The following is a 25494-nucleotide window of genomic DNA, read 5'->3' on the forward strand; positions in this document are numbered from 1 at the left end:
GCTCACGGCGCACCCTTGCGGAAGATGCGCTCGCGCCGGGCCAGCACGTCGAAGCGATCGGCATGGCTGGAGAACTCGATGCTCTCCTTGCTGCCCAGGCCCAGGAAGCCGCGGTGGCACAGCGATTCGTGGAACAGGCCGAGCGCACGGTCCTGCAGCTTGCGGTTGAAATAGATCAGCACATTGCGGCAGCTGACGAAATGGGTCTCCGAGAACACGGTATCGGTGGCCAGGCTGTGGTCGGCGAAGGTGACGTTCTCGACCAGGGCGCGGTCGAACAGCGCCCCGCTGTAGGCCGCCGTGTAGTAATCGGAAAAGGCGCGCTTGCCGCCGGCCTTCTGGTAGTTCTCGGTGTACAGGCGCATGCGTTCGAGATTGAACACCCCGCGCCGCGCCGCTTCCAGCGATTCCGGATTGATGTCGGTGGCGTAGATGATGGCGCGCTCGAGCAGGCCTTCTTCCTGCAGCAGGATGGCCAGCGAATACACCTCTTCGCCGGTGCTGCAGCCGGCCACCCATACCTTCAGCGAGGGATAGGTCTTCAGGAAAGGCACCACGTGCTCGCGCAGCGCCAGCCAGTATTCCGGGTCGCGGAACATCTCGGTCACCGGAATCGTCAGGTACTGCAGCAGCTGGGCGAAGCCGTCCGGCTCGTGCATCACCTTGGCCTGCAGGCTCGACACCGTGTCGCAGTCCATCTCGCGCATGGCCACCAGGATGCGGCGTTTCTGCGACGCACCCGTGTAGTCCCTGAAGTCGTAGTTGTACTTCAGGTAGACGGCTTCCACCAGCATCTTCAGCTCGATGTCGAAGTCGTCCGGCGGGGTCGGGTCGATCGGGCTCATTGGCGTGCTCAAATGCGTTCCAGTGTCGGCATCCACACCCGCAGCAGCGAATACAGGCGGGAGAGGTCGATCGGCTTGGCCAGGTAGTCGTTGGCGCCGGCGGCCAGGCACTGCTCCTGGTCGTCCTTCATCGCCTTGGCCGTGATGGCGATGATCGGCAGGCGGTCGAAGCGGCCGTCGGCGCGGATGCGGCGGGTCGCTTCCAGGCCGTCCATGCCCGGCATCATGACGTCCATCAGCACCAGGTCGATACCCGGCACCTGGTCGAGCTTGTCGATGGCTTCAAATCCATTTCGGCCCACCTCGACCCGGGCGCCGCGCGATTCGAGCGCGCTGGTCAGCGCGAACACGTTGCGCACGTCGTCGTCCACCAGCAGGATGGTACGCCCTTCGAACACGCGGTCGCGCCCGCGCACAGCCTTGAGCATGGTCTGGCGCTCGGACGAAAGCTCGCTTTCCACCTTGTGCAGGAACAGGGTCACCTCGTCCAGCAGGCGCTCGGGCGAACGGGCGCCCTTGATGATGATCGAACGCGAATACTTGAGCAGCTCGGCCTCTTCGTCGCGGGTCAGGTTGCGGCCGGTGTAGACGATCACCGGCGGGAACGAGCAGACTTCCTCGCTGGCCATGCGCTCGAGCAGCTCGCCGCCCTGCATGTCGGGGAGTTTCAGATCGATGATCATGCAGTCGAAGATCTGTTCCTTCAGCAGGGCCAGGGCGTCGCCGCCCATGCCGACAGCCCGGATCTCGACGTCGGTGTCGGCGATCAGCTGCACCACGCTCTCGCGCTGGCGCTCGTCGTCCTCGACCAGCAGCACGCGCTTGATCTTCTGGCTCGATTTTTCCTGCAGCTTGCGGAACACCTCTTCCAGCTGCTCGCGGCTGGTGGGTTTCAGGGCGTAGCCGATCGCGCCCAGGTGCAGGGCCTCGCCGCCGTTTTCCATGCTCGAGACGATGTGCACCGGGATGTGGCGGGTGGACGGGTTGTCCTTCAACTGCTGCAGCACCGACAGGCCGGAGCTGTCCGGCAGGCGGATGTCGAGCAGCACCGCGTCCGGCTTCTGGCTGGCGGCCAGCGCCAGTCCTTCGCCGGCGCTGAGCGCCACCAGGCAGCGGTAGTCGAGTTCGTGCGCCAGGTCGAACAGGATGCGTGCGAACTCGGGTTCGTCCTCGATCACCAGGACGGTGCGCGTGCCTGCCGCGGGCAGGTCGCGGTCGTCCGCAAAGCTGGCGGCCGGCTCCACTGGCGCCGGCGCGGCGGTAGGTGCCGGGGGCGCCGCCAGCGCAGGCTGCGCGGGATGCAGGGCCGGTGCTGCCGGCGGGGTGGCCGCGACCGCGCCGCTGCGCGGCAGGCTCAGGGTGAACAGGCTGCCCTCGCCCGGCTGGCTCGACACGTCCAGGCTGCCGCCCAGCAGGTTGGTGAGGTCGCGCGAGATCGACAGGCCCAGGCCGGTGCCGCCGAAGCGGCGGCTGGTGGTGCCGTCGGCCTGGTGGAAGGCATCGAAGATCTTGTCCTGCTGGTCCTGGGCGATGCCGATGCCGGAATCGCGCACGCCGAACTGCACCCAGCCCTCGGGCGTCACGCCCACCGTCATGCGGACCGCGCCGCGCTCGGTGAACTTCACCGCGTTGGACAGCAGGTTCTTCAGGATCTGCTCGACGCGCTGGCGGTCGGTGGTAATCGCTGCCGGCACGTTCGGGTCGATCGTCATGCTGAACTCGAGCGCCTTCTGGCGCGCGAGCGGCTCGAAGGTGCGCGCCAGGCCCTCGACCATGCGGCGCAGCGGCACCTCTTCCGGCACCAGTTCGAGCTTGCCCGCCTCGACCTTCGAGATGTCGAGGATGTCGTTGATCAGGTGCAGCAGGTCGTTGCCGGCCGAGTAGATGGTCTGGGCGAAGCGCACCTGCTCGTCGTTGAGGTTGCCGGCAGCGTTATCGGCCAGCAGCTTGGCCAGGATCAGCGAGCTGTTGAGCGGCGTGCGCAGCTCGTGCGACATATTCGCCAGGAACTCGGACTTGTAGCGGCTGGCGCGTTCCAGTTCCAGCGCGCGCTGGCGCAGCTGCTCCTGGGCGCCGGTGAGGGCCGCGTTCTTCATGTCGAGATTGAGCGCCTGCTCGGCCAGCTGGTCGTTGGTGGCGCGCAGCTCGGACTGCTGGTTCTCCAGCGCGGTCTGCGACTCTTCCAGCGCGCGCGACTGTTCTTCCAGCTCCTCGTTGGCGGTGCGCAGCTCTTCCTGCTGGACCTGCAGTTCCTCGTTCAGGGTCTGGGTCTCTTCCAGCGCATGCTGCAGGCGCAGGCGGTACAGCACCGCCGCCATCGAGGCGCCGACCGCCGGCGCGATCAGTTCCATGAACTCGCGGTCGCGCGCGCTCACGGGGTGCAGGAAGCCGATCTCGATCACGCCCTTGATCTTGCCGTGGTTGTGCACCGGGGCGATCAGGAGTTCGCGCGGCGGCGTCTCGCCCAGGCTCGAGGCCACCTTGATGTAACCGTCCGGCAGGTCGTGCAGCACCAGCAGGCGCTTCTCGAGCGCCGCGCGGCTGGCCAGCGAATGGCCCGGCATGATCACCTGGGCGTCGTCGGCCTTGTCGAAGGCGAAGCCGTAGGCGCCGATGCGGCGCAGGACGCCGTCCTCGCCATGCACGTACATGGCGGCCACTACGCCGTCAAGGTAGCGCGTCACGTAGGTGAGCACGGCGTCGGCCAGCGGTTCCAGCGAATGGATGCCGGCGCTCAGCGCGGCCAGCTCGGTCTGGCCGGAACGCAGCCAGTCCTGGTGGCGCAGCTGGGCGTTGTGCTCGGCCTCGTGCTCCAGCGTCTCCTGGTAGGAATTCGACAGCATGACCAGCTGGCGGCGCCCGAACATGGCCAGGCCGCCGCCGACCAGCAGGCTGAGAAGCAGGAAGGAGATCACCGACCAGGTCGTGACGCGGCGCGCCTCGTCGTTGCGATCGCGCAGCAGGCGGCGCTCGACGTCGAGGAAGTCGTCGAAGGAACGGCGGATCTCGTCCATCAGGATCTTGCCGCGGCCGCTACGCACCGCGTCGAGGTAGGTCGGATCGTTGCGGCGGCGCCGTTCGATCATCTCGGCGGCGAAGGCCTTCCATTGCATCTGCGAGGCCTGGATGCGCTTGATCCGGTCAATCTGGGCCGGATTGTCCGCGACCATCTCGCTCATCGATCCGAGTCCGCTCTGTACGCGCTGCAGGGCGAGCAGATAAGGCGAAAGGAAAGCCTCGTCGCCGGCAAGCAGGTAGCCGCGCATCCCGGCTTCCATGTCGGCCGCAAGCTTGCTGACCTCTTGCGCATTGCCGATGACGCGCTCGGAGTGCTCGACCCGGTTCAGTGCATTGATCAGGTAAGCGATCAGAGCGACGAATACGATTGCACTGACGACGCTCAATCCCAGCGGCAAGGCGACGTTGCGGCTCAAGATGCGGCGAAATTGTGAATTATCGATGGAAGGGCCGGCCATGCGTGACGAAAAGTTAGGAGAAAAATATCCCAAGTGTAACGTATGACACCTATTTTTCGTCACACAATTGAATGAATGATCGACATCTCAATTGTTAATAGGGAAATTAGATTCCGACGAATCCTTTATGCAAGATGGGACGCAAGATATGGCGCCGTGCGGCTGGCCTTGCAGCGCGCCACCTCTTCCGGCGGCCCGGCGCAGATCAGCTTGCCCCCCTCGTCACCCGCGCCCGGACCGACGTCGATCACCCAGTCGCAACCCGCCACCACGCGCATGGTGTGCTCGACCACGATCACCGTGTTGCCGGCGTCGACCAGGCGGTTCAGCTGCGCCACCAGGCGGTCGGCATCGCGCGGGTGCAGGCCGGTGGTGGGCTCGTCCAGCACGTACAGGGTGTTGCCGCGTCCGGCGCGCTGCAGCTCGGCCGCCAGCTTGATGCGCTGCGCCTCCCCGCCCGACAGTTCGGTGGCCGGCTGGCCCAGGCGCAGGTAGTCCAGGCCCACTTCGGCCAGCACCTCGAGCGCGCGCTCGACCAGCGCCTCGCCCTCGAAGAAAGTGATGGCCTCGCCCACCGTCATGCCCAGCACCTCGGCGATGTTCTTGCCGCGGTAGCGCACCTCGAGGGTCCTGGCGTTGTAGCGCGCGCCTTCGCAGGTCGGGCACGGCGCATACACGCTGGGCAGGAACAGCAGCTCGACCATGACGAAGCCCTCGCCGGCGCAGTGCTCGCAGCGCCCCTTGGCCACGTTGAAGGAGAAGCGGCCGGCGTCATAGCGGCGCTTCTTCGCGTCCGGCGTGGCGGCGAACAGCTTGCGCACCTGGTCGAACAGGCCGGTATAGGTGGCCAGGTTGGAACGCGGGGTGCGGCCGATCGGCTTCTGGTCGACCCGCACCATGCGCCGTATTCCCTCCATCCCGGCGACGATGCGGCCTTCGAGCGGCGAGGCGGGTTCCTGTTCCAAGCCCGGTTCTTCAACCTCCGGGGTATCCGCTTCCTGCGCGCCCTGGCCGAGGGCCCTGCTTACCAGCTCCACCAGCACCTGGCTGACCAGGCTCGATTTGCCGGAACCGGACACGCCGGTGACGGCCGTCAGCACGCCGAGCGGGAATTCGGCGCTGATGCCGTCGAGGTTGTTGCGCCGCACGCCCTCCAGGCGCAGCCAGCCGACCGGTTGGCGCGGCGCGCGTTTTTCCAACGGCGCTTCGTTGAACAGGTAGCGCCGCGTCTGCGAATCGGCGACCCTCTTCAATCCGTCGGGCTCGCCGCTGTACAGCACCTGCCCGCCCTTCTCGCCCGCTTGCGGGCCGACGTCGACGATCCAGTCGGCCTGCCGGATCACGTCGAGCGCGTGCTCGACCACGAACAGCGAATTGCCCGCCGCTTTCAACTGGTCCAGCGCATCGAGCAGGGCTTCGGTATCGGCCGGATGCAGGCCGGCCGACGGCTCGTCCAGCACGTAGACCACGCCGAACAGGTTGGAGCGCACCTGGGTCGCCAGGCGCAGGCGCTGCAGCTCGCCCGGCGACAGGGTCGGCGTACTGCGCTCCAGCGCCAGGTAGCCCAGCCCCAGGTCGAGCAGCACGCGCAGGCGCGCGCACAGGTCCTGGGCGATGCGCTGGGTGACGATCATCTGCTCCGGATGTTCCTTTGCGCGGGTCCTGTCCCTGGCCGCTTCGCCGACCGCGTAAGGCTTCAGGAGTTCCGCCAGCCGGGCCAGCGGCATGCGCGACAGTTCCATGATGTCGATGCCGGCGAAGGTCACCGACAGCGCTTCCCGGCGCAGGCGCTTGCCGCGGCACAGCGGGCATTCCGTGCTCACCATGTAGCGCGCCACGCGCTTTTTCATCGAGGCGCTTTCGGTGTTGGCGAAGGTCTGCAGCACGTAGCGGCGCGCGCCGGTGAAGGTGCCCTGGTAGCTGGGCGTGTCCTTGCGCTTGAGCGCGGCCTTGGTTTCCTTCGGCGTGAGGCCGGCGTAGACCGGCACGGTCGGGGTCTCGTCGGTGAACAGGATCCAGTCGCGGTCCTTCTTCGGCAGCTCGCGCCAGGGCGTATCGACGTCGTAGCCCATCGTGACCAGGATGTCGCGCAGGTTCTGGCCGTGCCAGGCCGGCGGCCAGGCCGCCACCGCGCGCTCGCGGATGGTGAGCGTATCGTCCGGCACCATCGACTGTTCCGTCACTTCGTAGACCCGGCCCAGGCCCGAGCACTGCGGACAGGCGCCTTCCGGCGTGTTCGGCGAAAACGATTCCGCGTACAGCAGCTCCTGGCCGGGCGGATAGTCGCCGACGCGCGAATACAGCATGCGCAGGGAATTCGACAGCGTGCTGACGCTGCCCACCGAGGAACGCGCGGTGGGCGAGCCGCGCTGCTGCTGCAGGGCCACCGCCGGCGGCAGGCCGTCGATCTCGTCGACTTCCGGCACCGGCATCTGGTGGAACAGGCGGCGCGCATAGGGCGACACCGATTCCAGGTAGCGCCGCTGGGCTTCCGCGTACAGGGTGCCGAAGGCCAGCGAGGACTTGCCCGATCCGGACACGCCGGTGAACACCACCAGGCTGCCCCGCGGAATGTCGACGTCGACGTTCTTCAGGTTGTGTTCGCGGGCGCCGCGCACCCGGACATAGCCCGCGCGGCTTTCGCCGGCGCTGGAAGGCTGCTCGTGCTTGTGAGGCGTCGGCTTGTGGCGCATGGATTCCCCGGCGTCGATATGGTCGATGCCGTATTTCATCGCAAGGACAGAACATTGTCGGTGCGCTTGCCAACAGTTCAGCGCGCGAGCGATGCCAGCCGTTCGCACAGGGGCCCGAGCTCGGCGGGACCGCAGCGGGCGGACAGCGCGCGGCAGGCCGCTTCCACGGCTTTATTACCGACAACTTCCGCCAGGCGCTGCGCGAGCCGCGGCGCTGTCAGGCGCGCCGCCCGCAGGCTGGCGCCGGCGCCCAGCCTGCCCACCCGCGCCGCGTTGTCGAACTGGTCGTGCGCCAGCGGCACCACCAGTTGCGGCGTGCCGGCGCGCAGGGCTTCGGCCGTGGTGCCGATGCCGCCGTGGTGCACCAGCGCGGCCACGTGCGGCAACAGGGCGCGCAGCGGCACATAGTCCTGCCATAGCACCGGCGTCGGCAGATGCGCCGGCAGCTGCTCGCGGTGCGGCGTCAAGAGGATGGCGCGCAGGCCGCGCCGGGCGCAGGCGTCGAGCGCGCAGAGGAAATAATGCGCCGCCTGGCGGTTGCCGGTGCCGGGCGTGAACACCACCGGCGCAGGCCCCTCCTCCAGGAAGCGCGCCACCTGCGCCGACAATACGGCCTGGGGCGAGGGATCGTACAGCGGGAAACCGGTGCGCGCCAGAGGCTGCGGCCAGTCCGGCTGGGTCGGCGCGAACCATTCCGGGAACAGGGTCACCGACAGGTCGGGCAGCTTCACGATGAAGTCTACCAGGTCGGTCACCGGCGCCAGGCCCTGCTGCGCACGTGCCGCGTTCACGTCGGGCAAGGCCACCGGGTTGATCAGGGCCTCGCCCAGCCGGCGCCACAGCCAGCGGCGCGCACCCGGCGGCACCCAGCGCGGCACCGGCCAGGGTCCCAGCATCAGCGGGTCGTGCACGGTCGGCAGGTTCGAGGGCGCCAGGTAGAGCGCCGCCACCTTCAGCCCGCGGCGGCGCGCGCGGCACAGGTCGGCTTCCGGCAGGGCCAGCGGGTGCGCCAGCAGCACGATGCGCTCGCTATCGGGCAGCGCGGCCACGAAGGCGGGAACCTGCGCCATCGCCGGTCGCGTGGCGCGCCACACCACGGCCAGGCCGCGGGTCGGATGCCACAGGTCGGGATGGTCGAGCACCGCCGCGTCGGCCGGCAGGCCATGGAACGCAAGACCGCTCGGCTCCACGAAGGGCGCGTGCTGCACCGGGCCGAGCATGCTGACCCGGTGCCCGGCCTCGCGCAGCGCGAGGGCCACGCGCATGAAGGGGAACAGGTCGCCGGCCGAACCGATGGTGACGACCACGAAGTGCGGCTGCGGCATCGTGCGGCGCCGTCAGAAGCTGAGCCTGCCCTCGATCGAATCGTCGAGCGTCTTGCCGAGCACCGCGCCGACCACCACCTTGGCGCCGGCCACCGCGTCGCCGTGCTTGTTGTCCCAGTAGTAGCCCTGGCGCGGGATCACGCGGATGGCGGTGATGCGCGGGTCGTCCTCGCCTTCGGTGAACCAGGTCTTGAGCATGAAGTTCCACAGTTCCTTGATGCGCTGGCGGTCGGTGATCACTTCCGCATAGCCGTCGAGCTCGAGAAAGCCGGAATGCGCGCCCTGCTGGAAATACAGTTTCACGGCCGGGTGTGCCGCGATTTCTGCGTTCTTGTGGCTGTCGCTGGCGCTCAGGAACCAGAGTTGCCCGGCGTCGTCCACCTCGCGCACGCTCATCGGACGCACGCCCCGGCTCGGGCCGATGCCGCCCTGGGTGACGAAGAAGCAGCTGTCGGCGTCGTCGGCCATGTCCTTGAGGCGCTGCACGGCCCCCTGGCCGCTGAGGTCGAGGCGGTTCTGTTCCGGCTGGTTGCGGTTGATCGAATCCATGAAGTCTCCCGGTAGGCGTAAGCGGATAGGAGGACTCTACCCGCGATGTGCTTGCGGGTATGTGAACGGACGTACACTGACGGTCGAAACGCCCGGTCAATCCTGTGACGCGCCCGGCTCCAGCGCCGCCGCCTGGGCCAGCCAGCGCGCTACGGTCTGCAGTTCTTCCGGCGTGAAGCCTTCGCTCAGGCGCGCATTCAGCTCGACCAGCACTTCCCCGGCGCGGGTGCTGGCTTCCTGGCCGCTGCCGGTCATCCGCAGGCGCGTCAAGCGCGCGTCGCGCGCATCGGCCACACGCTCGACCATACCCGCCGCCTGCATGCGCTTGGACAGGTTGGTCACGGCGGCCGGCGCCACGCCCAGTTCCGTGGCGATCTCCCCCACCGCGGCGTCGCCGCGCGCCCGCAGCACGAACAGCAGGCCGACCTGGGCCGCGCTGATCCCTTCCCAGGATTCCGGCCGCGCCTCGATCCAGCGCTGCAGGGCGCGCTGGGCGCGGTTCAGCAGCTGGACGAAACGGGGTTTAGCCGATGTCATGCGCGACCTCCCTCGCCTGCGTGGCCCGGGCGTGCAGCCAGTCGGCCACCTGCGGCCACAGCGCCGCTTCGCAGCGGCGCCGGAAGAAGCCCATGTGTCCCACCGCCGGCACGCCGGCCGCACGCGGGTCGATGTTGCGGCGCTCCAGCTGCGCCTTGCTCAGGTGTGACACCAGCATGTCGACCGCCACCGGGTTGGCCCAGGGATCGTCGTCGAAGCCCAGCACCAGCAGCGGGATGTCGACCCGGGCCATGCGGCGCGCGGCGTCGAGCGCCGGGTCATCGAAGAAGTAGCGCGGCAGCGCGGTCCACCTGGCCCATTGCAGCATGACGCCGCGCGGCAGGTCTTCGCCCAGGCCGATGCGGCGTCCCGGCATGTAGCCGAACAGCGCGCACAGGAGCGGCGCCAGCACGCGCAGCACGAAGCGCACGCGCAGGCGCTCGCCAAAGCCACGCACGGTGCGGCTGGCGCCCGCATGGGACGCCACCAGCACCGCGGCGCGCAGGCGCGCGGTCTCGGGCGACAGGCCGATCGCATGGCCGCCCACGCTGTGCCCCACCGCCAGCAGCGGCAAGCCGGGGAAGCGCTCCTCGGTCCAGCGCGTGACGGCGGCGACGTCCTTGTCGATCCAGTCCGTCATGCTCGCCTTGAAGCCGCGCAGGCTGTGCGGGCGCGAGCGCCCGGTGCCGCGGTAGTCGTAGGTCACGACATTGAATCCGCGCCCCGCCAGCCAGGCCGCGAAAGGCGCGTAATAGGCCTGCGTGACCGCCGTGGCCGGGTGCAGGATGACGGTGGCGGCGGCGCCGGGCGCCGTCCAGCAGGTGGCCTCGACCGGGATCCTGCCGGCAGGAATGGAAAGATGTTCGGCTTGCATGGCAGCGATATCGCCTATTTCGTTAACGTGTTAACAAATTTAGCACCAGCCGGTCGGCGCTGCAAGCGGCTGGGTCGAACTCAGGGAATCAGGCGTGCCGCGCGCAGTTGCCCGAACAGGTCGAAGAAGGAGTCGTCGGTGGCCTGGTAAGCCGTGAAGCCGAGCTTGCGGCTGCGCGCCATGTCGGTCATCACCTCGATCGGGCGGCCGAGGTCGAGGTCGGTATGCCAGGGCGACGCCAGGCGATCGAGGTCGGCTTCCGCCAATCCGTGGCGCGCGGCGATGTCGCGCCACAGCGCATGGTCGTTCGCCATCGCGCTTTCCAGCGGCTGCACCGTGCCGTCGAAGCCCGCGGCCTGCACGCCAAAATAGTCGGCGATGCGGCCCCACAGCCAGCTCCAGCGGAACAGGTCGCCATTGACGATGTTGAAGGCTTCGTTGCGCGCCGCGTCGGCATTGGCCGCCCAGACCAGTTGCCTGGCCAGCATGCGCGCATCGGTGACGTCGGACAGGCCGTTCCACTGCGCGCCGGAGCCGGGGAACTGGAAGGGACGTCCGGTCTCCTTGCAGATGGTGGCGTACACGGCCAGCGTGGTGCCGAGGTTCATGGCATTGCCGACCGCCATGCCGATGACCGTGTGCGGACGGTGGACGGTCCAGGTAAAGCGGTCGCGCTCGGCGGCCGCGTAAACCTCGTCTTCCTGGGCATAGTAGAAATTCTCGACGGGCAGGCGCGGCTGGCTTTCGCGCAGCGGCGTGTCCGGCAGCGTGCCGGAAGCGGCATAGGCTTCGAAGGGGCCGAGGTAATGCTTCAGGCCGGTGACCAGGGCCACGTGGCGCAGCGACTTCTTGCTCGACAAGGTGGAGAGCAGGTTGCGCACCATGGCCGCGTTGACGCGGATGTTCTCGCTTTCCGTCGCCTGGCGCATCCAGGTGGTGATGAAGACATGGGTGGGCGCAACATCCGCCAGCGCGGCGGCCAGCCCCCTTTCGTCGAGCAGGTCGGCCGTGACCGGGATCACGCCCGGAACATCATTGCCGGGACGGCGCGCCAGTCCGTAGACCTGCCAGCCGTCCGCCACCAGCGCGCGCGCCGTGTAATTCCCGCCGATGCCGCTAGCGCCCACTACCAGTGCAGTTCGTTGCATTGCCGTTCCTTCCATATCAAAGGAAAAACGGTAGCACGGATGGACGAATCGGGCCGTCTTACAGGAAGCGGTCCAGGATCTTGCGGCTGTGCTTGTCGATGCGGAACATGTCGCGCACCAGGAAGTTGATGCCGTGGTTGTCCGCAATGAGCAGCGAGGCTTCGCCGATGCGGCGGATGTCCTCGTCGACCTTCAGCACGAATTCGGTGTCGCCGCGGTCGGTTTTCACATACCAGGTGCAGGGGGTGGCAAAGCTCGACACATCCTTGATCGTCAGGATCTCGGGAATGAATTCGCGGCCTGCGATTTCTTCCTGGATCAGCGCGCGCACCTGTTCCGGCATCCCGGCCAGGTCGTCGATCCAGGCCACTTCCTTGCCGCCCTCGCGCACCAGCGAAATGCCGCGCGTCGGCGCCTGGATCGGGAAGGCGCGCACCGGAATGACGCCGACGTGTTCTTCACCTTCGGCGGTGGTGAGCACCAGCTTGCCGAAGCTGTCGCGCCGTAGTTGGAAAGTACTGCTCATTTAGTCATCCCGCATTCAATGTTCATCGTCCGGTTCCCCGTCCACGTTGCGCGCCTGCGCTTCGTAGAGACGGTGGTAAGCGCCTTCGCGCGCCATCAGCTCGTCGTGGCTGCCCTCTTCCACCACCACGCCGCGGTCCAGCACCACCAGGCGGTCGGCCCGGTGCAGCGTGGACAGGCGGTGCGCGATGGCGATCGTGGTGCGGCCCTGCACGAGGTTGTCGAGCGCCTTCTGGATTTCCTTTTCGGTTTCCGAGTCCACCGAGGAGGTGGCTTCGTCCAGGATCAAGATCGGCGGGTCGATCAGCAGCGCGCGCGCGATCGAGATGCGCTGGCGCTCGCCGCCCGACAGGCCCTGGCCGCGTTCGCCCACCATCGAGTCGTAGCCCTGCGGCAGGCGCAGGATGAACTCGTGGGCATGCGCCGCGCGCGCCGCCGCGATGATTTCCTCGCGGGTGGCACCCGGCTTGCCGTAGGCGATGTTCTCGGCGATGGTGCCGAAGAACAGGAAAGGCTCCTGCAGCACCAGGCCGATGTGGCGGCGGTAGTCCGCCACCGCGAACGAGCGGATGTCGGTGCCGTCGAGCAGGATCGCCCCTTCGGCCACGTCGTAGAAACGGCAGATCAGGTTGACCAGGGTGCTCTTGCCCGAACCCGAATGGCCGACCAGGCCGACCATTTCGCCGGCCTTGATGTTCAGCGAGATGCCGCGGTTGACCGCGCGGTTGCCGTAACGGAAACCGACTTCGCGCAGCTCGATGTTGCCCGCGACCTTGTCCACTTTGACCGGACTGACCGGGTCCGGCACGCTCGATACGTGGTCGAGGATGTCGAAGATGCGCTTGGCCGCCGAGGCCGATTTCTGGGTCACCGAGACGATACGGCTCATGGAATCGAGCTTCACGTAGAAACGGCCGCTGTAGGCGATGAAGGCGGTCAAGGTGCCCACCGTGATGTCGCCGCGCGAGACCTGCCAGATGCCGAAGCACCAGATCACCAGGAGGCCGATCTCGGTCAGCAACGAGACCGTCGGCGAGAACAGCGACCAGACCTTGTTCAATTTATCGTTGACGGCCAGGTTGTGCTTGTTCGCTTCGCGGAAGCGCGCCGCTTCGCGCTTTTCCTGGGCGAAGGCCTTCACCACCCGGATACCCGGAATGGTATCGGCCAGCACGTTGGTCACCTCGCCCCACACGCGGTCGATCTTCTCGAAGCCGGTGCGCAGCCTGTCGCGCACCACGTGGATCATCCAGGCGATGAACGGCAGCGGCACCAGGGTCACCAGCGCCAGCCAGGGATTCATGCTGAACAGGATCACGCCCGTCATGATGATCAGGAGGACGTCCGACAGGAAGTCGAGCAGGTGCAGCGACAGGAACACGCTGATCCGGTCCGAGCCGCTGCCGATGCGCGACATCAGGTCGCCGGTGCGCTTGCCGCCGAAGTATTCCAGCGACAGGCGCAGCAGGTGTTCATAGGTGGTCGAGCGCAGGTCGGCGCTGATGCGCTCGGAGGCCAGCGCCAGCACGTAGGTCTTGCCCCAGCCTAGCGCCCAGGCCAGCAGCGCCGCCCCGAACAGGCCGCCCATATATAAATAGACGAGTGAGGTATCGATACGCTCGCCGTTCTGGTACGGGATCAGGACGTTGTCCATCAGCGGCTTGGTGAGATACGGCGGAATCATGTGCGCGCCGGTCGAACCCACCATCAGCAGGAAGCCCAGCAGCAGCTGGCCTTTATAGGGCCGGGCGAAGCGCCACAGACGGAACAGGGTCCAGGTCGATGGCGGCGTGTGCAGCACCTTGGCGCACACCGCGCACTCGGCGTCGTCGGCCTCGAGCGGGGCCTTGCAGCTCGGGCAGGTGTGCTGCTCGGGCGGCGTCACCGGCACGCCGGAAATGACGCTTTTCAGCTGTTCGTTGAAATGGTCGACCACCCGGATCGCGCCCAGGTTCTGGCCCAGGGTGAAGCGCCAGGCGCCCAGCAAGCCTTCCGGATCGACCAGTTCAAGATGTCCGACGCCGGCATGGTCGTGGTGGCGCAATTGCAGGCCCGGGCGGTAGGTCCAGTCGCGCCAGGCATCGTCGCCCGGCGCTTTCGCCAGCAGGCGGCGGCTGGTGACCACGACCAGGCCCTTCCGGAAATGTAATTTCGCATCGAGGTCAACCTCGACGCCCGTTAAAACGTTTTCCCCTGGTGCAAGCTGTTTCGCAAGGTCATTTTGCCAGTGTTCCGGCAAAACATCGGCAGCCGTCGCTCTGGCGGCGACCGCCAACGGAATAGCAGGTTGTTGAGTTGTCATGTGTTGCGCCCGTGATCAGGCATTTGGTTCTGGTGGGGTACAAACAGCGGCAGGGCTTGGCAAGGCACAGGACTGCCGGGATGCCCGCTTGCGTGAAGCGTTCCACAAACAGGCTTAACGTTTCTGCGTATCCTTTGGATGACAAAACGTGGCGTTCTGGCAGAAAAAGCTAGCACCCGGGAAACTTCGGGCCGGCAAGTATACATGAAGTGCGCTGCGGGAAACCGGCTTTGGGTACCGTGGCAGCAGGCAGGTAATTAACAGGCAAAGCCGGCGTTGCGCGTAACAGCCGCTGCAGGCAAAGACATTTTTTCATGAACAAGAAGAACGACATCAAGTTCCTCCGCGTGACCCACCTGCGCGGCCCGAACATCTGGACCTACCGACCGGTGATCGAGGCCTGGCTCGACATTGGGGAACTCGAAGACTTCCCCTCGAACAAGCTGCCCGGCTTTACCGACCGCCTGACCGCCTGGCTGCCGGGCCTGGTCGAACACCGCTGCGGCGTCGGCAGCCGCGGCGGCTTCCTGGAACGCCTGCGCGACGGCACCTGGGCCGGCCACATCCTCGAGCACATCGTGCTCGAGTTGCAGAACATGGCCGGCATGAAGACCGGCTTCGGCAAGACCCGCTCGACCGGCCAGCCCGGCGTCTACAAGATGGCCTTCCGCACCCGCGACGAGATCGTCGGCCGCGCCGCCCTCGACGCCGGCCACCGCCTGATCATGGCGGCCATCAACGACACGCCCTTCGACATGGCCGCCACGGTGCAGGCCCTGACCGAGCTGGTCGACCGCTACTGCCTGGGGCCGTCGACCGCCCACATCGTCGACGCCGCCACCGACCGCCGCATTCCCTCGATCCGCCTCACCGACGGCAACCTGGTGCAGCTCGGCCATGGCGCCGCGCAGCGCCGCATCTGGACCGCCGAGACCGACCGCACCAGCGCGATCGGCGAAGGCATCGCCAGCGACAAGGACCTGACCAAGACCCTGCTCGCCTCCTGCGGCGTGCCGGTGCCGGAAGGCGCCCTGGTCAGGAGCGCCGAAGAAGCATGGGAAGAAGCCCAGGACATCGGCCTGCCGGTCGTGGTCAAGCCGGTCGACGGCAACCATGGGCGCGGCGTGACGCTGAACCTGATGCTCGAGTCGGAAGTGCGGGCCGCCTATGCGATCGCCGCCGAAGCCGGCGACAGCACGGCGGTGCTGGTCGAGCGTTTCATCCCCGGCAACGAGCACCGCCTGCTGGTGGTCGGCCGCGAGGTGGTCGCCGCCGCCAGGGGCGAATCGCTGTGGGTGACGGGCGATGGCAGCTCGAGCGTGCTGCAGCTGTGCGACAGCCAGATCAACACCGACCCGCGCCGCGGCGACAGCGAAGAGCATCCGCTCGGCCGCGTCAATCCGCACGACAGCGAAATCATGCTGGACCTGCAGCGCCAGGGCCTCACGCCGGAATCGGTACCGCAGCCGGGGCAGAAGGTGCTGATCCAGGTGAACGGCAACGTCGCCGACGACGTCACCGACCTGGTTCATCCTTCGGTCGCCCATGCCGCCGCGCTGGCGGCGCGCATCGTCGGCCTGGACATCGCCGGCATCGACCTGGTGTGCGAGGACATCGCGCGTCCGCTCGAAGAACAGCGCGGCGCCATCATCGAGGTCAATTCGAGCCCGGGCCTGCTGGCCCACATCAAGCCGGCCAGCGGCCAGCCGCGCGAGGTGGGCAAGGCCATCGTCGCGCACCTGTTCGCGGACGGCGAGACCGGGCGCATCCCGGTGGTGGGCGTCACCGGCACCCTGGGCACCAGCCTGATCGCGCGCCTGGTGGGCTGCCTGGTCCACATCACCGGCAAGCACGTCGGCGTGGCCAACGGCGAAGGCCTGTACCTGGACGCGCGCCAGGTGTCGAACCGCGATTCGACCGGCTTCGAGGCCGGCCAGCGCCTCCTGATCAACCGCACCGTGCAGACCGCCGTGTTCGAATCGAACGCACGCTCGATCCTGCTCGAGGGCCTGCCCTACGACCGCTGCCAGGTCGGCATCGTCACCGACATGGAAGGCCTGGCCGACGTGCGTGACCTCCACATCGACGACCAGGATGCGCTGCGCAACGTGATCCGCAGCCAGGTCGACGTGGTCCTGTCGGAAGGCACCGCGGTGCTCAATGCCGACAACGAACAGGTGGCGGCGCTGGCGGAACTGTCGGACGGCCGCGTGATCTTCTACGCGCTCGACGAAAACAACCCGGTGGTCGCGAACCATCGCGCGCAAGGCGAACGCGTGGTGTTCGTGCGCGACCGGCGCATCGTACTGGCCGAAGGCTTCGACACGGAAGACGTGCTGCTCGACCTGGCGAAGATTCCGCCGGCGACGGTGAAGCACCCGGACAGCGTGCTGGCGGCCGTGGCTGCGGCCTGGGCGCTGGGCGTGCCCTCCGACCTGATTTGCGGGGGGCTGCGCGCTTTCGATGCCACCCCGAAGAAAACGACCCACTAAATAGAAGACTGAAGGTTTATGGAAGTATCTCGTGTACGGGCCCTGCGCGGCCCAAATCTGTGGAGCCATCACACCTCGGTGGAAGCGATCGTCTCCTGCACGCCCGGCGAAGAATCGATCCGCGAGCTGGCCGGCTTCGAGACGCGCCTGCGCGCGCGCTTTCCGCAGGTAGGCGAACTGCAGCCCTACGGCCACGACGGCACCGTGCCGCTGGCCCAGGTGCTCGAGCGCGTGGCCCTGGCCCTGCAGGCCGAAGCCGGCTGCCCGGTCACCTTCAGCCGCACCACCGCCACCGTCGAGCGCGGCATCTACCAGGTCGTGGTCGAGTACAGCGAGGAAGACGTCGGCCGCCTGGCCCTCGAACTGGCCCAGCAGCTGGTCGAGGCCGCCCGCCATGACGCCGCCTTCGACCTGCCGGGCGCCTTGGCGAAGCTGCGCGAAGTCGACGAGGACGTGCGCCTCGGCCCGTCCACGGGGTCGATCGTGCAGGCGGCAATCGCCCGCAACATCCCGTTCCGCCGCCTGACCGAGGGCAGCCTGGTGCAGTTCGGCTGGGGCAGCCGCCAGCGCCGCATCCAGGCCGCCGAGATCGACGCCACCGGCGCGATCGCCGAGACCATCGCCCAGGACAAGGAACTGACCAAGAAGCTGCTCGACGCCGCCGGCGTGCCGGTGCCGATGGGCCGCAGCGTGAGCGACCCGGACGACGCCTGGGCCGCCGCCCTGGAAATCGGCCTGCCGGTGGTGATCAAGCCGAAGGACGGCAACCAGGGCAAGGGCGTGACCGTCAACGTCACGACCAAAGAGCAGCTGACCGCGGGCTTCCACACCGCGTCCGAGTTCCGCGACGACATCCTGGTCGAGCGCTACCTGCCGGGCCACGACTACCGCGTGCTGGTCATCGGCGACAAGATGGTGGCGTGCGCCCGCCGCGATCCGCCGCAGGTGGTGGGCGACGGCGTGCACAGCGTGCGCGAACTGGTCGAGCAGGTCAACAAGGACCCGCGCCGCGGCGACGGCCACGCCACCTCGCTGACCAAGATCCGCTTCGACGACATCGCCCTGGCCACGCTGGCCAAGCACGGCATGAACGCCGACTCCGTGCCCAGCAACGGCCAGCGCGTGGTGCTGCGCAATAACGCCAACCTGTCCACCGGCGGCACCGCCACCGACGTGACCGACGACGTCCATCCGGACGTGGCAGAGCGCTGCATCGCCGCCGCCCACATGGTGGGCCTGGACATCTGCGGCGTCGACCTGGTGTGCGACAGCGTCCTCAAGCCCATCGAGGAACAGCACGGCGGCATCGTCGAAGTCAACGCCGCCCCGGGCCTGCGCATGCACCTGTCGCCCTCGTTCGGCAAGCCGCGCGCGATCGGCGAAGCGATCATGGACACCCTGTTCGCGCCGGGCGACGACGGCCGCATCCCGGTGGTGGCCGTGACCGGCACCAACGGCAAGACCACCACCGTGCGCCTGATCGCCCACCTGCTCGGCGCGTCCGGCCTGCGCACCGGCATGACCAATACCGACGGCGTGTACATCGAAGGGCGCCGCATCGACAGCGGCGACTGCTCGGGTCCGCGCAGCGCCCGCAACGTGCTGCTGCACCCCGACGTCGACGCGGCCGTGTTCGAGACCGCGCGCGGCGGCCTGCTGCGCGAAGGCCTGGCTTTCGATCGCTGCCAGGTGGCGGTGGTGACCAACATCGGCGCCGGCGACCACCTCGGCCTGAACTACATCACCACCCTGGAAGACCTGGCGGTACTCAAGCGCGTGATCGTCCAGAACGTCGCGCTTGGGGGCATGGCCGTGCTGAACGCGGCCGACCCGGCGGTGGCCGCCATGGCCGAAGTGACCCGCGGCGACGTGACCTTCTTCGCGCTCGACGTCGGCCACCCGATCATGGCCATGCACCGCGCCCAGGGCCGCCGCGTCGTCTTCATGGAGGACGGCCAGTTGGTCGCCGCCCAGGGCGACGTCGAACACCGCGTCCCACTGGCGGAAGTCCCGATCACGCGGGGCGGCACGGTCGGCTTCCAGGTCGAAAACGTGCTGGCCTCGGTGGCCGCGGCCTGGGCCGTGGGCATCGCCTGGGACAAGGTCCGCCTGGGCCTGAAGACCTTCGTCGGCGAGAGCGACAACGCGCCGGGCCGCTTCAACGTGTTCGACTACCGCGGCGCTACCGTGATCGCCGACTACGGCCACAACCCGGACGCGATCGCCGCGCTGGTCAATGCCGTCGAAGGCATGCCGGGCGAGCGCCGTTCGGTGGTGATCAGCGGCGCCGGCGACCGCCGTGACCAGGACATCACCCAGCAGACCGAGATCCTCGGCAAGGCCTTCGACGAGGTGCTGCTGTACCAGGACCAGTGCCAGCGCGGCCGCGCCGACGGCGAAGTCGTCGCCTTGCTGCGCAAGGGCTTGCATGGCGCTACCCGCACCAGCCATGTGGAGGAAATCAATGGCGAGTTCGTGGCGATCGACCGCGCCCTGTCGCGCCTGCGGGCCGGCGACCTGTGCCTGATCCTGATCGACCAGGTGGACGCGGCGCTGGCGCACATCAAGCAACGCGTCGCCGAAGCTTGAAACCTGCTTCTCCGACCACCCATGTGCCGGCGCTGCCGGCCGTGGGACCCGCCACGCTGCTGCGGGCGCTGTTCAAGCGCCCGCAGCGCCCCCTTCCCGCCACGATGCCGGAACTGGTCACCGAGTACCGCCTCGACAGCCTGCCGCCGGACGATATCGCGCGCTACCGCCAGGCCTTCGGATTCGCCGGTGTGCACGTCCCGCTCACCTGGTGGTATTTGCCGGCCCAGCGCGCGCACCTGGCGACGATGCTCGACCCACGCTTCCCTTTCCGGATCGCTGGACTGGTCCACATGGAAAACGTGCTCGAAGCGCAGGGCGAGGCCTTGCCGCGCCAGGCGCTGGTGCTGCGCACCGTGCCGCGGATGCTGCCCGCCTCCTCCAGCGGCGCACTGCGCTGCGTGGTGGAGACCACCGGCACTGCGGACGGGGCGCCGGTCTTTTCCTGCGCCAGCACCTACCTGGTCCGGCGCGGGCAGGCGGGCGGCCCGAAGCGGCCCGAGACCCAGCCTGTTCCCTCCGGCCCTGTGCTTGGGCATTGGACGCTCGACGCGGCAGCCGGCCGCCGCTACGCGCGGCTCTCCGGCGACTGGAACCCGATCCATTTGTCCGGCTGGAGCGCGCGCCTGATGGGCATGCGCAGGCCGATCATCCACGGCATGCACACGCTGGCGACGAGCTGCGCGCTGCTCGAGAACGCGGGCGGACGCCGCGCCGTCCGCATCGCCTGCCGTTTCCGCGCGCCTGTGCCCCTGGGAAGCCGGGTCGCGCTGCATACCCTGCCCGGCACCGGCGAATTCATGGTGGAAGCGGACGGAAAGCCCGCGGTCAGCGGAGACTGCGGGCTGGCATGAACAGCGTCAGGGTTTGCGTGCCGGCTCGACAGCGACCTTGATCGACTTGTAGAACACGGTGCTGCGCGCCTCGAAACCGGAATCGATCCCGAAGAAGACCCAGATCTCGCCGTTCGCATTGCTGCTGACCGCCAGTGGGGCCGTGCTTCTCAGCACCTTGGTCTGGTAGACCTGGGGGCCGCAGTCCGGCACGCCATTGGCGACGTTGCCGAGCACCTGGGACGCGGGGCCCGGCGTGGCCTGGTTGCCGCGCTCGAGGTTGACCCTCCACTCGCCATTGACCTGGACGGTTTTCGGTTCCGTCGGCGCCGCGCCCGCGACCACGTAGACGCTTTCGCCCGGCGCGCCGCCGACGCCGACGCAGCCGGACGACTGGTTGCTGGCGATCTCGATCTCGAAGCGCAACAGGTAGGAGGTGGACGGCGCATAGCCGCCGAACTTCTTCCTGCTATAGATGAACAGGTCGTCGCTGCGGTTGGTCCCGCCCGTGTAGTAGGCCTGGCCTGACAAGGGCGCCGGCAAGGGACGCAGCCCCCACACGACCTCGGTCGGCGCCGTCGCGTCCTCGTAATCGGCGAACTCGCCCACCCAGCCGTCGAGCGAGGCGGCGAAGCTGGTGCTGATCTGGGGCGGTGTGTCGTCGAGCGTCTCGCCGCCACATGCGGCAAGCAGGCAGGCAGAACCGATCATGCCCAGGGCGAGTGTTTTTTTGATGAACATCGGCGTTCCTCCAGGAGTTTGGAAGTGACCGAGGATAAGCGTCCGGCATGTCTCGAACTAGCCGGTTTTTTGTCCGAGAATTGTAGGCTTTTGACAACTTTCGATACTACCTGTACATATGCGGCAGGGCCGCGCCGCAGGAGACGGCCCGCAGCATCGCGCTGCCACGATGTCCGTTTTACAGCGCCGGCTTGACCGATCGGGGTAAAATGACGAGTCCGGGCAACAACCGCCTTGCCGTACCGAATCACGACCACATGAACGCTCCCAACGAAATCAATGCCGCCGCCCTCAAGACCGGCACGACGGAAAAAGTCACTCCCATGATGCAGCAATACCTGCGCATCAAGGCCGATTACCCCACCATGCTGGTGTTCTACCGCATGGGCGATTTCTACGAGTTGTTCCACGACGACGCGGAAAAAGCGGCGCGCCTGCTGGGCATCACGCTGACCGCGCGCGGCAGCTCGAACGGCCAGCCGATCAAGATGTGCGGCGTGCCCTTCCACTCGCTCGACGGCTACCTGGCCAAGCTGGTGAAGATCGGCGAATCCTGCGCCATCTGCGAGCAGATCGGCGATCCGGCCCTGTCCAAGGGCCCGGTCGAGCGCAAGGTGGTGCGCGTGGTCACCCCCGGCACCCTGACCGACAGCGACCTGCTGCCGGAAAAGGCCGATCGTCCGTTGCTGGCCCTGTGCATCCTCGCGCAGCGCAAGAACGTCACCGTCGGCCTGTCCTGGCTGTCGCTGGCCAGCGGCGTGCTGCGCCTGATGGAATTCTCGGGCGACCAGCGCACGGTCGAGGCGCGCCTGGCGCATGAACTCGAGCGCATCGCGCCGGCCGAGATCCTGCGCGCAGACTGCGCCGACCTGTTCGAATCGGAGCCGGTGGCGCACACCAACCGGGTGCCGGAATGGCATTTCGACGTGCTCAAGGGCCATGGCGCCCTGCTCGAGCAGCTGGGCGTGGCTACCCTCACCGGCTTCGGCGCGGACGGCATGGGCGCGGCCTTTGGCGCGGCCGGCGCGCTGCTGCGCTATGCGCAATCCACGCAAGGGCGCGGCCTGCAGCACGTGAAAAGCCTGGCCTGCGAGCTTGAAAACGAATACATCGGCCTGGATGCCGCGACGCGCCGCAACCTGGAGCTGACCGAGACCATCCGCGGCCAGGAAGCGCCGACCCTGTTCTCGCTGCTGGACGGCTGCCGCACCGCGATGGGTTCGCGCATGCTGCGCCACTGGCTGCACCATGCGCGCCGCAACCAGCGCGTGGCGCGCGCGCGCCACGAGGCGATCGCCGCGCTGGCCCAGTTTGACGCAACCCACGGCCTGTCGGCCCTGCTGTCGAACGTGCCCGACATCGAACGCATCACCACCCGCATCGCCCTGCTGTCGGCGCGTCCGCGCGACCTGTCCTGCCTGCGCGACGGCCTCAAGCAGCTGCCGGCCCTGCGCGAAGGGGTGGCGCGCTGCTTCGTCCCGGGCGACACCAGCCTGCTGCGCGAGATTCACGACCTGCTGGCGCCGCCCGAGTCCTGCCTCGACCTGCTCAGCCGCGCCATCATGGAAGAGCCGAGCGTGATGGTGCGCGACGGCGGCGTGTTCGCGCGCGGCTTCGACGCCGAGCTCGACGAACTGCGCGCGCTGTCCGAGAACGCCGGCCAGTTCCTGGTCGACCTGGAGGCGCGCGAGCGCGCCCGCACCGGCATCGCCAACCTGCGCGTCGAGTACAACCGGGTGCACGGCTTCTATATCGAAGTCACCAACGGCCAGGCCGACAAGGTGCCGGAAGACTACCGCCGCCGCCAGACCCTGAAGAACTGCGAACGCTACATCACGCCGGAACTGAAAGCCTTCGAGGACAAGGCCTTGTCGGCCCAGGACCGCGCCCTGGCGCGCGAGAAGATGCTGTACGACGCCCTGCTGGGCGACCTGGCGCCCTTCATCGGCTGCCTGCAGTCGATCGCCGGCGGCCTGGCCCAGCTCGACACCCTGGTGGCCCTCGCCAGCCATGCGGTGCGCAACAACTGGTGCGCGCCGCAATTGGTGGACGAACCCTGCCTGAACATCGTCGAAGGCCGCCACCCGGTGGTGGAAAACCAGATCGAGCGCTTCATCGCCAACGACTGCCGCCTGGCAAACGAACGCCGCATGCTCCTGATCACCGGCCCGAACATGGGCGGTAAGTCGACCTTCATGCGCCAGGTGGCCTTGATCACGCTGCTGGCCTACGTGGGCAGCTACGTGCCCGCTACCCGGGCCACGATCGGCCCGATCGACCGCATCTTTACCCGCATCGGCGCCAGCGACGACCTGGCCAACGGACGCTCCACCTTCATGGTCGAGATGACCGAATCGGCGGCCATCCTCAACGGCGCCACCGAGCACTCCCTGGTGCTGATGGACGAAGTGGGCCGCGGCACCTCTACGTTTGATGGCCTGGCGCTGGCCTGGGCGATCGCGCGCCACCTGATCGAGACCAGCCGCAGCTTCACGCTGTTCGCGACCCACTACTTCGAGCTCACCCAGCTGCCGGAAACGCATCCGAGCGCGGTGAACGTGCACCTGTCGGCGGTGGAGCACAAGGACAGCATCGTGTTCCTGCACGCGGTACAGGACGGCCCCGCGTCGCAGAGCTACGGCCTGCAGGTGGCGCAACTGGCAGGCGTGCCGCCCGCCGTGATCCGGGCCGCGCGCAAGCACCTGGCGCGCCTGGAATCGCAGGCGCTGGACACGACGCCGCAGCTCGACCTGTTCGCCGCTCCCGCCGAGGAAGCGGAGCAATCCCTGGCGGCCAGTCCGGCCCCGGAGAGCCGCGCGAGCGACGAACTGCAGCAGGCCCTCGCCGCCATTGACCCGGACGCCCTGAGCCCGCGCGAAGCACTGGAACGGCTCTACGAGCTGAAGCGCCTCCTCGCCTGATGCCGGCGCGCCGCTCCCTTCTCCTCGCGGGCCTGCTCGCCGCTGCCGTGGCCGCGGCGCCGGCCCTCGGCCGCGACAGGAAGAAGGCGGCCGAGGTGCTCAAGGATCCCGATTCCCACCACTTCACGGTGGTGGGCCAGCGCGCTGCCGCGGGTGGAGAGGCGGCCTTGAGGGAGGTCCTGCTCGAGGCCAAGGACCCGGAGCTGGCCTTCCTGGTCGTCACCGGCATCAAGGGCGCTGGCGAGTCCTGCGGCGACCGCCTCTACCAGAAGCGGCGCGCGCTGTTCGACAAGGCCAGGCGTCCGGTGATCCTGTCCCTGAGCGACGACGACTGGACCGGCTGCCGCAATTCGGCGGGCCGCACCAATGCGATCGAACGCCTGAACCGGCTGCGCGAACTGTTCTACAGCGAGCCGGAGTCGCTCGGCAGGGCCAAGCTGCCCGTGACCCGCCTGTCGAGCAGCCCGCGCTTTCGCAGCTATGCCGAGAACGCCCACTGGCAGGTCGGCAAGGTGCTGTACGCCACCATCAACCTGCCCGAGGCCAACAACCACTACCTGGCGGCGGCGGGACGCAACAGCGAGTACGAGGACCGGACCGTGGCCAACCGCTTCTGGCTCAACCGCCTGTTCGCGATCGCCAAGCAGGACAAGGTCGATGCGCTGGTGCTGTTCGCGGAAGGGAATATGCAGCCCCTGCTGCAGCCGGCCAACGGACTGCGCGCGCTGCTGCAGCGTACGCCGGAAGGCCGGGAAGGGTTCGCCGAGACGCGCCGCCAGTTGCAGCAGCGGGCGGCCGGTTTCAAGGGGCGGGTACTGGTGATTGACAGCGCGGGACTGCCGGAGGAAGCGCGCCCGGCGATCGAGTGGCGCGGCAACCTGGGACACTTGTCCGTCGGGGCCCACACGGTGGAAGTGCGGGTGATGGCCAAGGGGGAGAACGTGTTTTCGCTGGGCGAGGCCCGGCGCTAGCGGCGGCGCGAGGCACAGCGGGCTCCCGCCTGCGCGGGAACCCGGGTTGCCGGCACGCCGGGATTACAGCGGCTTGCTGCGGAAGTGGTCGCCCTCTTCGCTGTCTTCCATCTCGTCGTGGTGGTGGCCATGCGCACCGTGCACGTGGCCGTGCGCGACCTCTTCCGGGGTGGCTTCGCGCACGTCGATCACCGACAGGTCGAAGCGCAGCGCCATGCCGGCCAGCGGATGGTTGCCATCCAGGACCACCTTGTCGTCCGCGATGTCGGTGACGGTGAAGATGGTCGGCTCGTCGTCCACGCCTTCGGCCACGCCTTCGAACTGCATGCCGACTTCGAGCGGCTCCGGCAGGCGCTTGCGGTCTTCCACCTTCACCAACTCCGGATCGTAGTCGCCGAAGGCATCTTCCGGCTCGACCTGGATCGTCGACGAATAGCCGGTTTCCTTGCCGTCGAGTTCTTCTTCGATCTTCGGCAGGGTGTTTTCGTAGCCGCCGTGCAGGTACACCATCGGCTGGGAGCCCTCCTCGATCAGGTTGTTCTGGGCGTCCGACAGCTTGTAGTTGACCGACACGACCGTATTCTTGGCAATCTTCATCGCAGATCCTTTCGTTGTAAGCCCCGGATTATACCCTTACCGAAACGAGGCACTTGCCAGTTTGGCTCATTTGGCT

Annotated in this window: 17 protein-coding genes; 5 read left to right on the top strand and 12 right to left on the bottom strand. The window is 67.8% G+C overall.

All coding sequences use genetic code 11. The features are described 5' to 3' along the window. Positions 1 to 2 precede the first annotated feature (2 nt). The 10 genes from MasN3_RS19650 to MasN3_RS19695 all read right to left on the bottom strand — a co-directional run bounded on the left by MasN3_RS19650 (position 3) and on the right by MasN3_RS19695 (position 14274). Complete coding sequence (locus MasN3_RS19650; protein ID WP_281914556.1) at positions 3 to 845, bottom strand: CheR family methyltransferase; 843 nt, start codon at positions 843 to 845, stop codon at positions 3 to 5. 8 nt (positions 846 to 853) lie between these two features. Beyond that, positions 854 to 4321, bottom strand: coding sequence for a response regulator (locus MasN3_RS19655; RefSeq protein WP_281909498.1), 3468 nt, complete (start codon positions 4319 to 4321; stop codon positions 854 to 856). Between the two features lie 125 nt (positions 4322 to 4446). Further along, entirely contained in the window at positions 4447 to 7014 is a 2568-nt protein-coding gene (gene uvrA / locus MasN3_RS19660; RefSeq protein WP_441905983.1) for an excinuclease ABC subunit UvrA, read from the bottom strand. A gap of 77 nt (positions 7015 to 7091) precedes the next feature. Next, positions 7092 to 8339: a glycosyltransferase gene (locus MasN3_RS19665; RefSeq protein WP_281909500.1), complete on the bottom strand. Its 1248-nt coding sequence runs from the start codon at positions 8337 to 8339 to the stop codon at positions 7092 to 7094. A gap of 12 nt (positions 8340 to 8351) precedes the next feature. Then, entirely contained in the window at positions 8352 to 8888 is a 537-nt protein-coding gene (locus MasN3_RS19670; RefSeq protein ID WP_281909501.1) for a pyridoxamine 5'-phosphate oxidase family protein, read from the bottom strand. A gap of 96 nt (positions 8889 to 8984) precedes the next feature. Next, complete coding sequence (locus MasN3_RS19675) at positions 8985 to 9425, bottom strand: MarR family winged helix-turn-helix transcriptional regulator (RefSeq protein WP_281909503.1); 441 nt, start codon at positions 9423 to 9425, stop codon at positions 8985 to 8987. Further along, positions 9412 to 10299, bottom strand: coding sequence for an alpha/beta hydrolase family protein (locus MasN3_RS19680; protein WP_281909505.1), 888 nt, complete (start codon positions 10297 to 10299; stop codon positions 9412 to 9414). Before MasN3_RS19680 ends, MasN3_RS19675 begins: the two co-directional genes overlap by 14 nt. An 80-nt stretch (positions 10300 to 10379) precedes the next feature. Beyond that, complete coding sequence (locus MasN3_RS19685; RefSeq protein WP_281909506.1) at positions 10380 to 11447, bottom strand: SDR family oxidoreductase; 1068 nt, start codon at positions 11445 to 11447, stop codon at positions 10380 to 10382. Between the two features lie 58 nt (positions 11448 to 11505). Continuing rightward, positions 11506 to 11973 (bottom strand): cyanophycin metabolism-associated DUF1854 family protein, encoded by a 468-nt coding sequence (locus MasN3_RS19690; protein WP_281909508.1) that lies wholly within the window; start codon positions 11971 to 11973, stop codon positions 11506 to 11508. Between the two features lie 15 nt (positions 11974 to 11988). Beyond that, positions 11989 to 14274 (bottom strand): cyanophycin metabolism-associated ABC transporter, encoded by a 2286-nt coding sequence (locus tag MasN3_RS19695; protein WP_281909509.1) that lies wholly within the window; start codon positions 14272 to 14274, stop codon positions 11989 to 11991. 314 nt (positions 14275 to 14588) lie between these two features. Between MasN3_RS19695 and MasN3_RS19700 the strand changes: the two genes are divergently transcribed. From MasN3_RS19700 to MasN3_RS19710, 3 genes are read left to right on the top strand one after another with little or no spacing between them, the layout of a single operon-like run. Beyond that, entirely contained in the window at positions 14589 to 16766 is a 2178-nt protein-coding gene (locus MasN3_RS19700; RefSeq protein WP_281909512.1) for a cyanophycin synthetase, read from the top strand. 18 nt (positions 16767 to 16784) lie between these two features. Continuing rightward, positions 16785 to 19355, top strand: a complete 2571-nt coding sequence (cphA, locus tag MasN3_RS19705) for a cyanophycin synthetase (RefSeq protein WP_281909513.1) — start codon at positions 16785 to 16787, stop codon at positions 19353 to 19355. Continuing rightward, the gene (locus MasN3_RS19710; protein ID WP_281909514.1) at positions 19352 to 20209 is read left to right on the top strand and encodes a MaoC/PaaZ C-terminal domain-containing protein; all 858 of its coding nucleotides are present in this window, start codon (positions 19352 to 19354) and stop codon (positions 20207 to 20209) included. The genes cphA and MasN3_RS19710 overlap by 4 nt, the downstream gene beginning before the upstream one ends. Before the next feature lie 6 nt (positions 20210 to 20215). Here MasN3_RS19710 and MasN3_RS19715 read toward each other — a convergent pair whose 3' ends face one another. Next, on the bottom strand, positions 20216 to 20929 hold the full coding sequence (locus tag MasN3_RS19715; protein ID WP_281909516.1) for a hypothetical protein: 714 nt from the start codon (positions 20927 to 20929) through the stop codon (positions 20216 to 20218). Between the two features lie 257 nt (positions 20930 to 21186). Between MasN3_RS19715 and mutS the strand changes: the two genes are divergently transcribed. Both mutS and MasN3_RS19725 read left to right on the top strand, forming a co-directional pair. Further along, on the top strand, positions 21187 to 23850 hold the full coding sequence (gene mutS / locus MasN3_RS19720) for a DNA mismatch repair protein MutS (RefSeq protein ID WP_281909517.1): 2664 nt from the start codon (positions 21187 to 21189) through the stop codon (positions 23848 to 23850). After that, on the top strand, positions 23850 to 24821 hold the full coding sequence (locus tag MasN3_RS19725; protein WP_281909519.1) for a hypothetical protein: 972 nt from the start codon (positions 23850 to 23852) through the stop codon (positions 24819 to 24821). Before mutS ends, MasN3_RS19725 begins: the two co-directional genes overlap by 1 nt. 63 nt (positions 24822 to 24884) lie before the next feature. On the opposite strand, the gene MasN3_RS19730 is transcribed toward MasN3_RS19725, so the two are convergent. Further along, complete coding sequence (locus MasN3_RS19730; RefSeq protein ID WP_281909522.1) at positions 24885 to 25418, bottom strand: FKBP-type peptidyl-prolyl cis-trans isomerase; 534 nt, start codon at positions 25416 to 25418, stop codon at positions 24885 to 24887. Between the last annotated feature and the right edge of the window lie 76 nt (positions 25419 to 25494).

The sequence above is a fragment of the Massilia varians genome (genome assembly GCF_027923905.1).
Classification (GTDB): domain Bacteria; phylum Pseudomonadota; class Gammaproteobacteria; order Burkholderiales; family Burkholderiaceae_D; genus Telluria; species Telluria varians_B.

What these genes read in the sequence shown, in the direction of transcription:
- MasN3_RS19670 (WP_281909501.1), bottom strand. Translation starts at nt 8,888, where the DNA reads ATGGATTCGATCAACCGCAACCAGCCGGAACAGAACCGCCTCGACCTC.
- MasN3_RS19665 (WP_281909500.1), bottom strand. Translation starts at nt 8,339, where the DNA reads ATGCCGCAGCCGCACTTCGTGGTCGTCACCATCGGTTCGGCCGGCGAC.
- MasN3_RS19730 (WP_281909522.1), bottom strand. Translation starts at nt 25,418, where the DNA reads ATGAAGATTGCCAAGAATACGGTCGTGTCGGTCAACTACAAGCTGTCG.
- MasN3_RS19700 (WP_281909512.1), top strand. Translation starts at nt 14,589, where the DNA reads ATGAACAAGAAGAACGACATCAAGTTCCTCCGCGTGACCCACCTGCGC.
- uvrA (WP_441905983.1), bottom strand. Translation starts at nt 7,014, where the DNA reads ATGCGCCACAAGCCGACGCCTCACAAGCACGAGCAGCCTTCCAGCGCC.
- mutS (WP_281909517.1), top strand. Translation starts at nt 21,187, where the DNA reads ATGAACGCTCCCAACGAAATCAATGCCGCCGCCCTCAAGACCGGCACG.
- MasN3_RS19715 (WP_281909516.1), bottom strand. Translation starts at nt 20,929, where the DNA reads ATGTTCATCAAAAAAACACTCGCCCTGGGCATGATCGGTTCTGCCTGC.
- cphA (WP_281909513.1), top strand. Translation starts at nt 16,785, where the DNA reads ATGGAAGTATCTCGTGTACGGGCCCTGCGCGGCCCAAATCTGTGGAGC.
- MasN3_RS19680 (WP_281909505.1), bottom strand. Translation starts at nt 10,299, where the DNA reads ATGCAAGCCGAACATCTTTCCATTCCTGCCGGCAGGATCCCGGTCGAG.
- MasN3_RS19725 (WP_281909519.1), top strand. Translation starts at nt 23,850, where the DNA reads ATGCCGGCGCGCCGCTCCCTTCTCCTCGCGGGCCTGCTCGCCGCTGCC.
- MasN3_RS19685 (WP_281909506.1), bottom strand. Translation starts at nt 11,447, where the DNA reads ATGCAACGAACTGCACTGGTAGTGGGCGCTAGCGGCATCGGCGGGAAT.
- MasN3_RS19650 (WP_281914556.1), bottom strand. Translation starts at nt 845, where the DNA reads ATGAGCCCGATCGACCCGACCCCGCCGGACGACTTCGACATCGAGCTG.
- MasN3_RS19655 (WP_281909498.1), bottom strand. Translation starts at nt 4,321, where the DNA reads ATGGCCGGCCCTTCCATCGATAATTCACAATTTCGCCGCATCTTGAGC.
- MasN3_RS19695 (WP_281909509.1), bottom strand. Translation starts at nt 14,274, where the DNA reads ATGACAACTCAACAACCTGCTATTCCGTTGGCGGTCGCCGCCAGAGCG.
- MasN3_RS19690 (WP_281909508.1), bottom strand. Translation starts at nt 11,973, where the DNA reads ATGAGCAGTACTTTCCAACTACGGCGCGACAGCTTCGGCAAGCTGGTG.
- MasN3_RS19675 (WP_281909503.1), bottom strand. Translation starts at nt 9,425, where the DNA reads ATGACATCGGCTAAACCCCGTTTCGTCCAGCTGCTGAACCGCGCCCAG.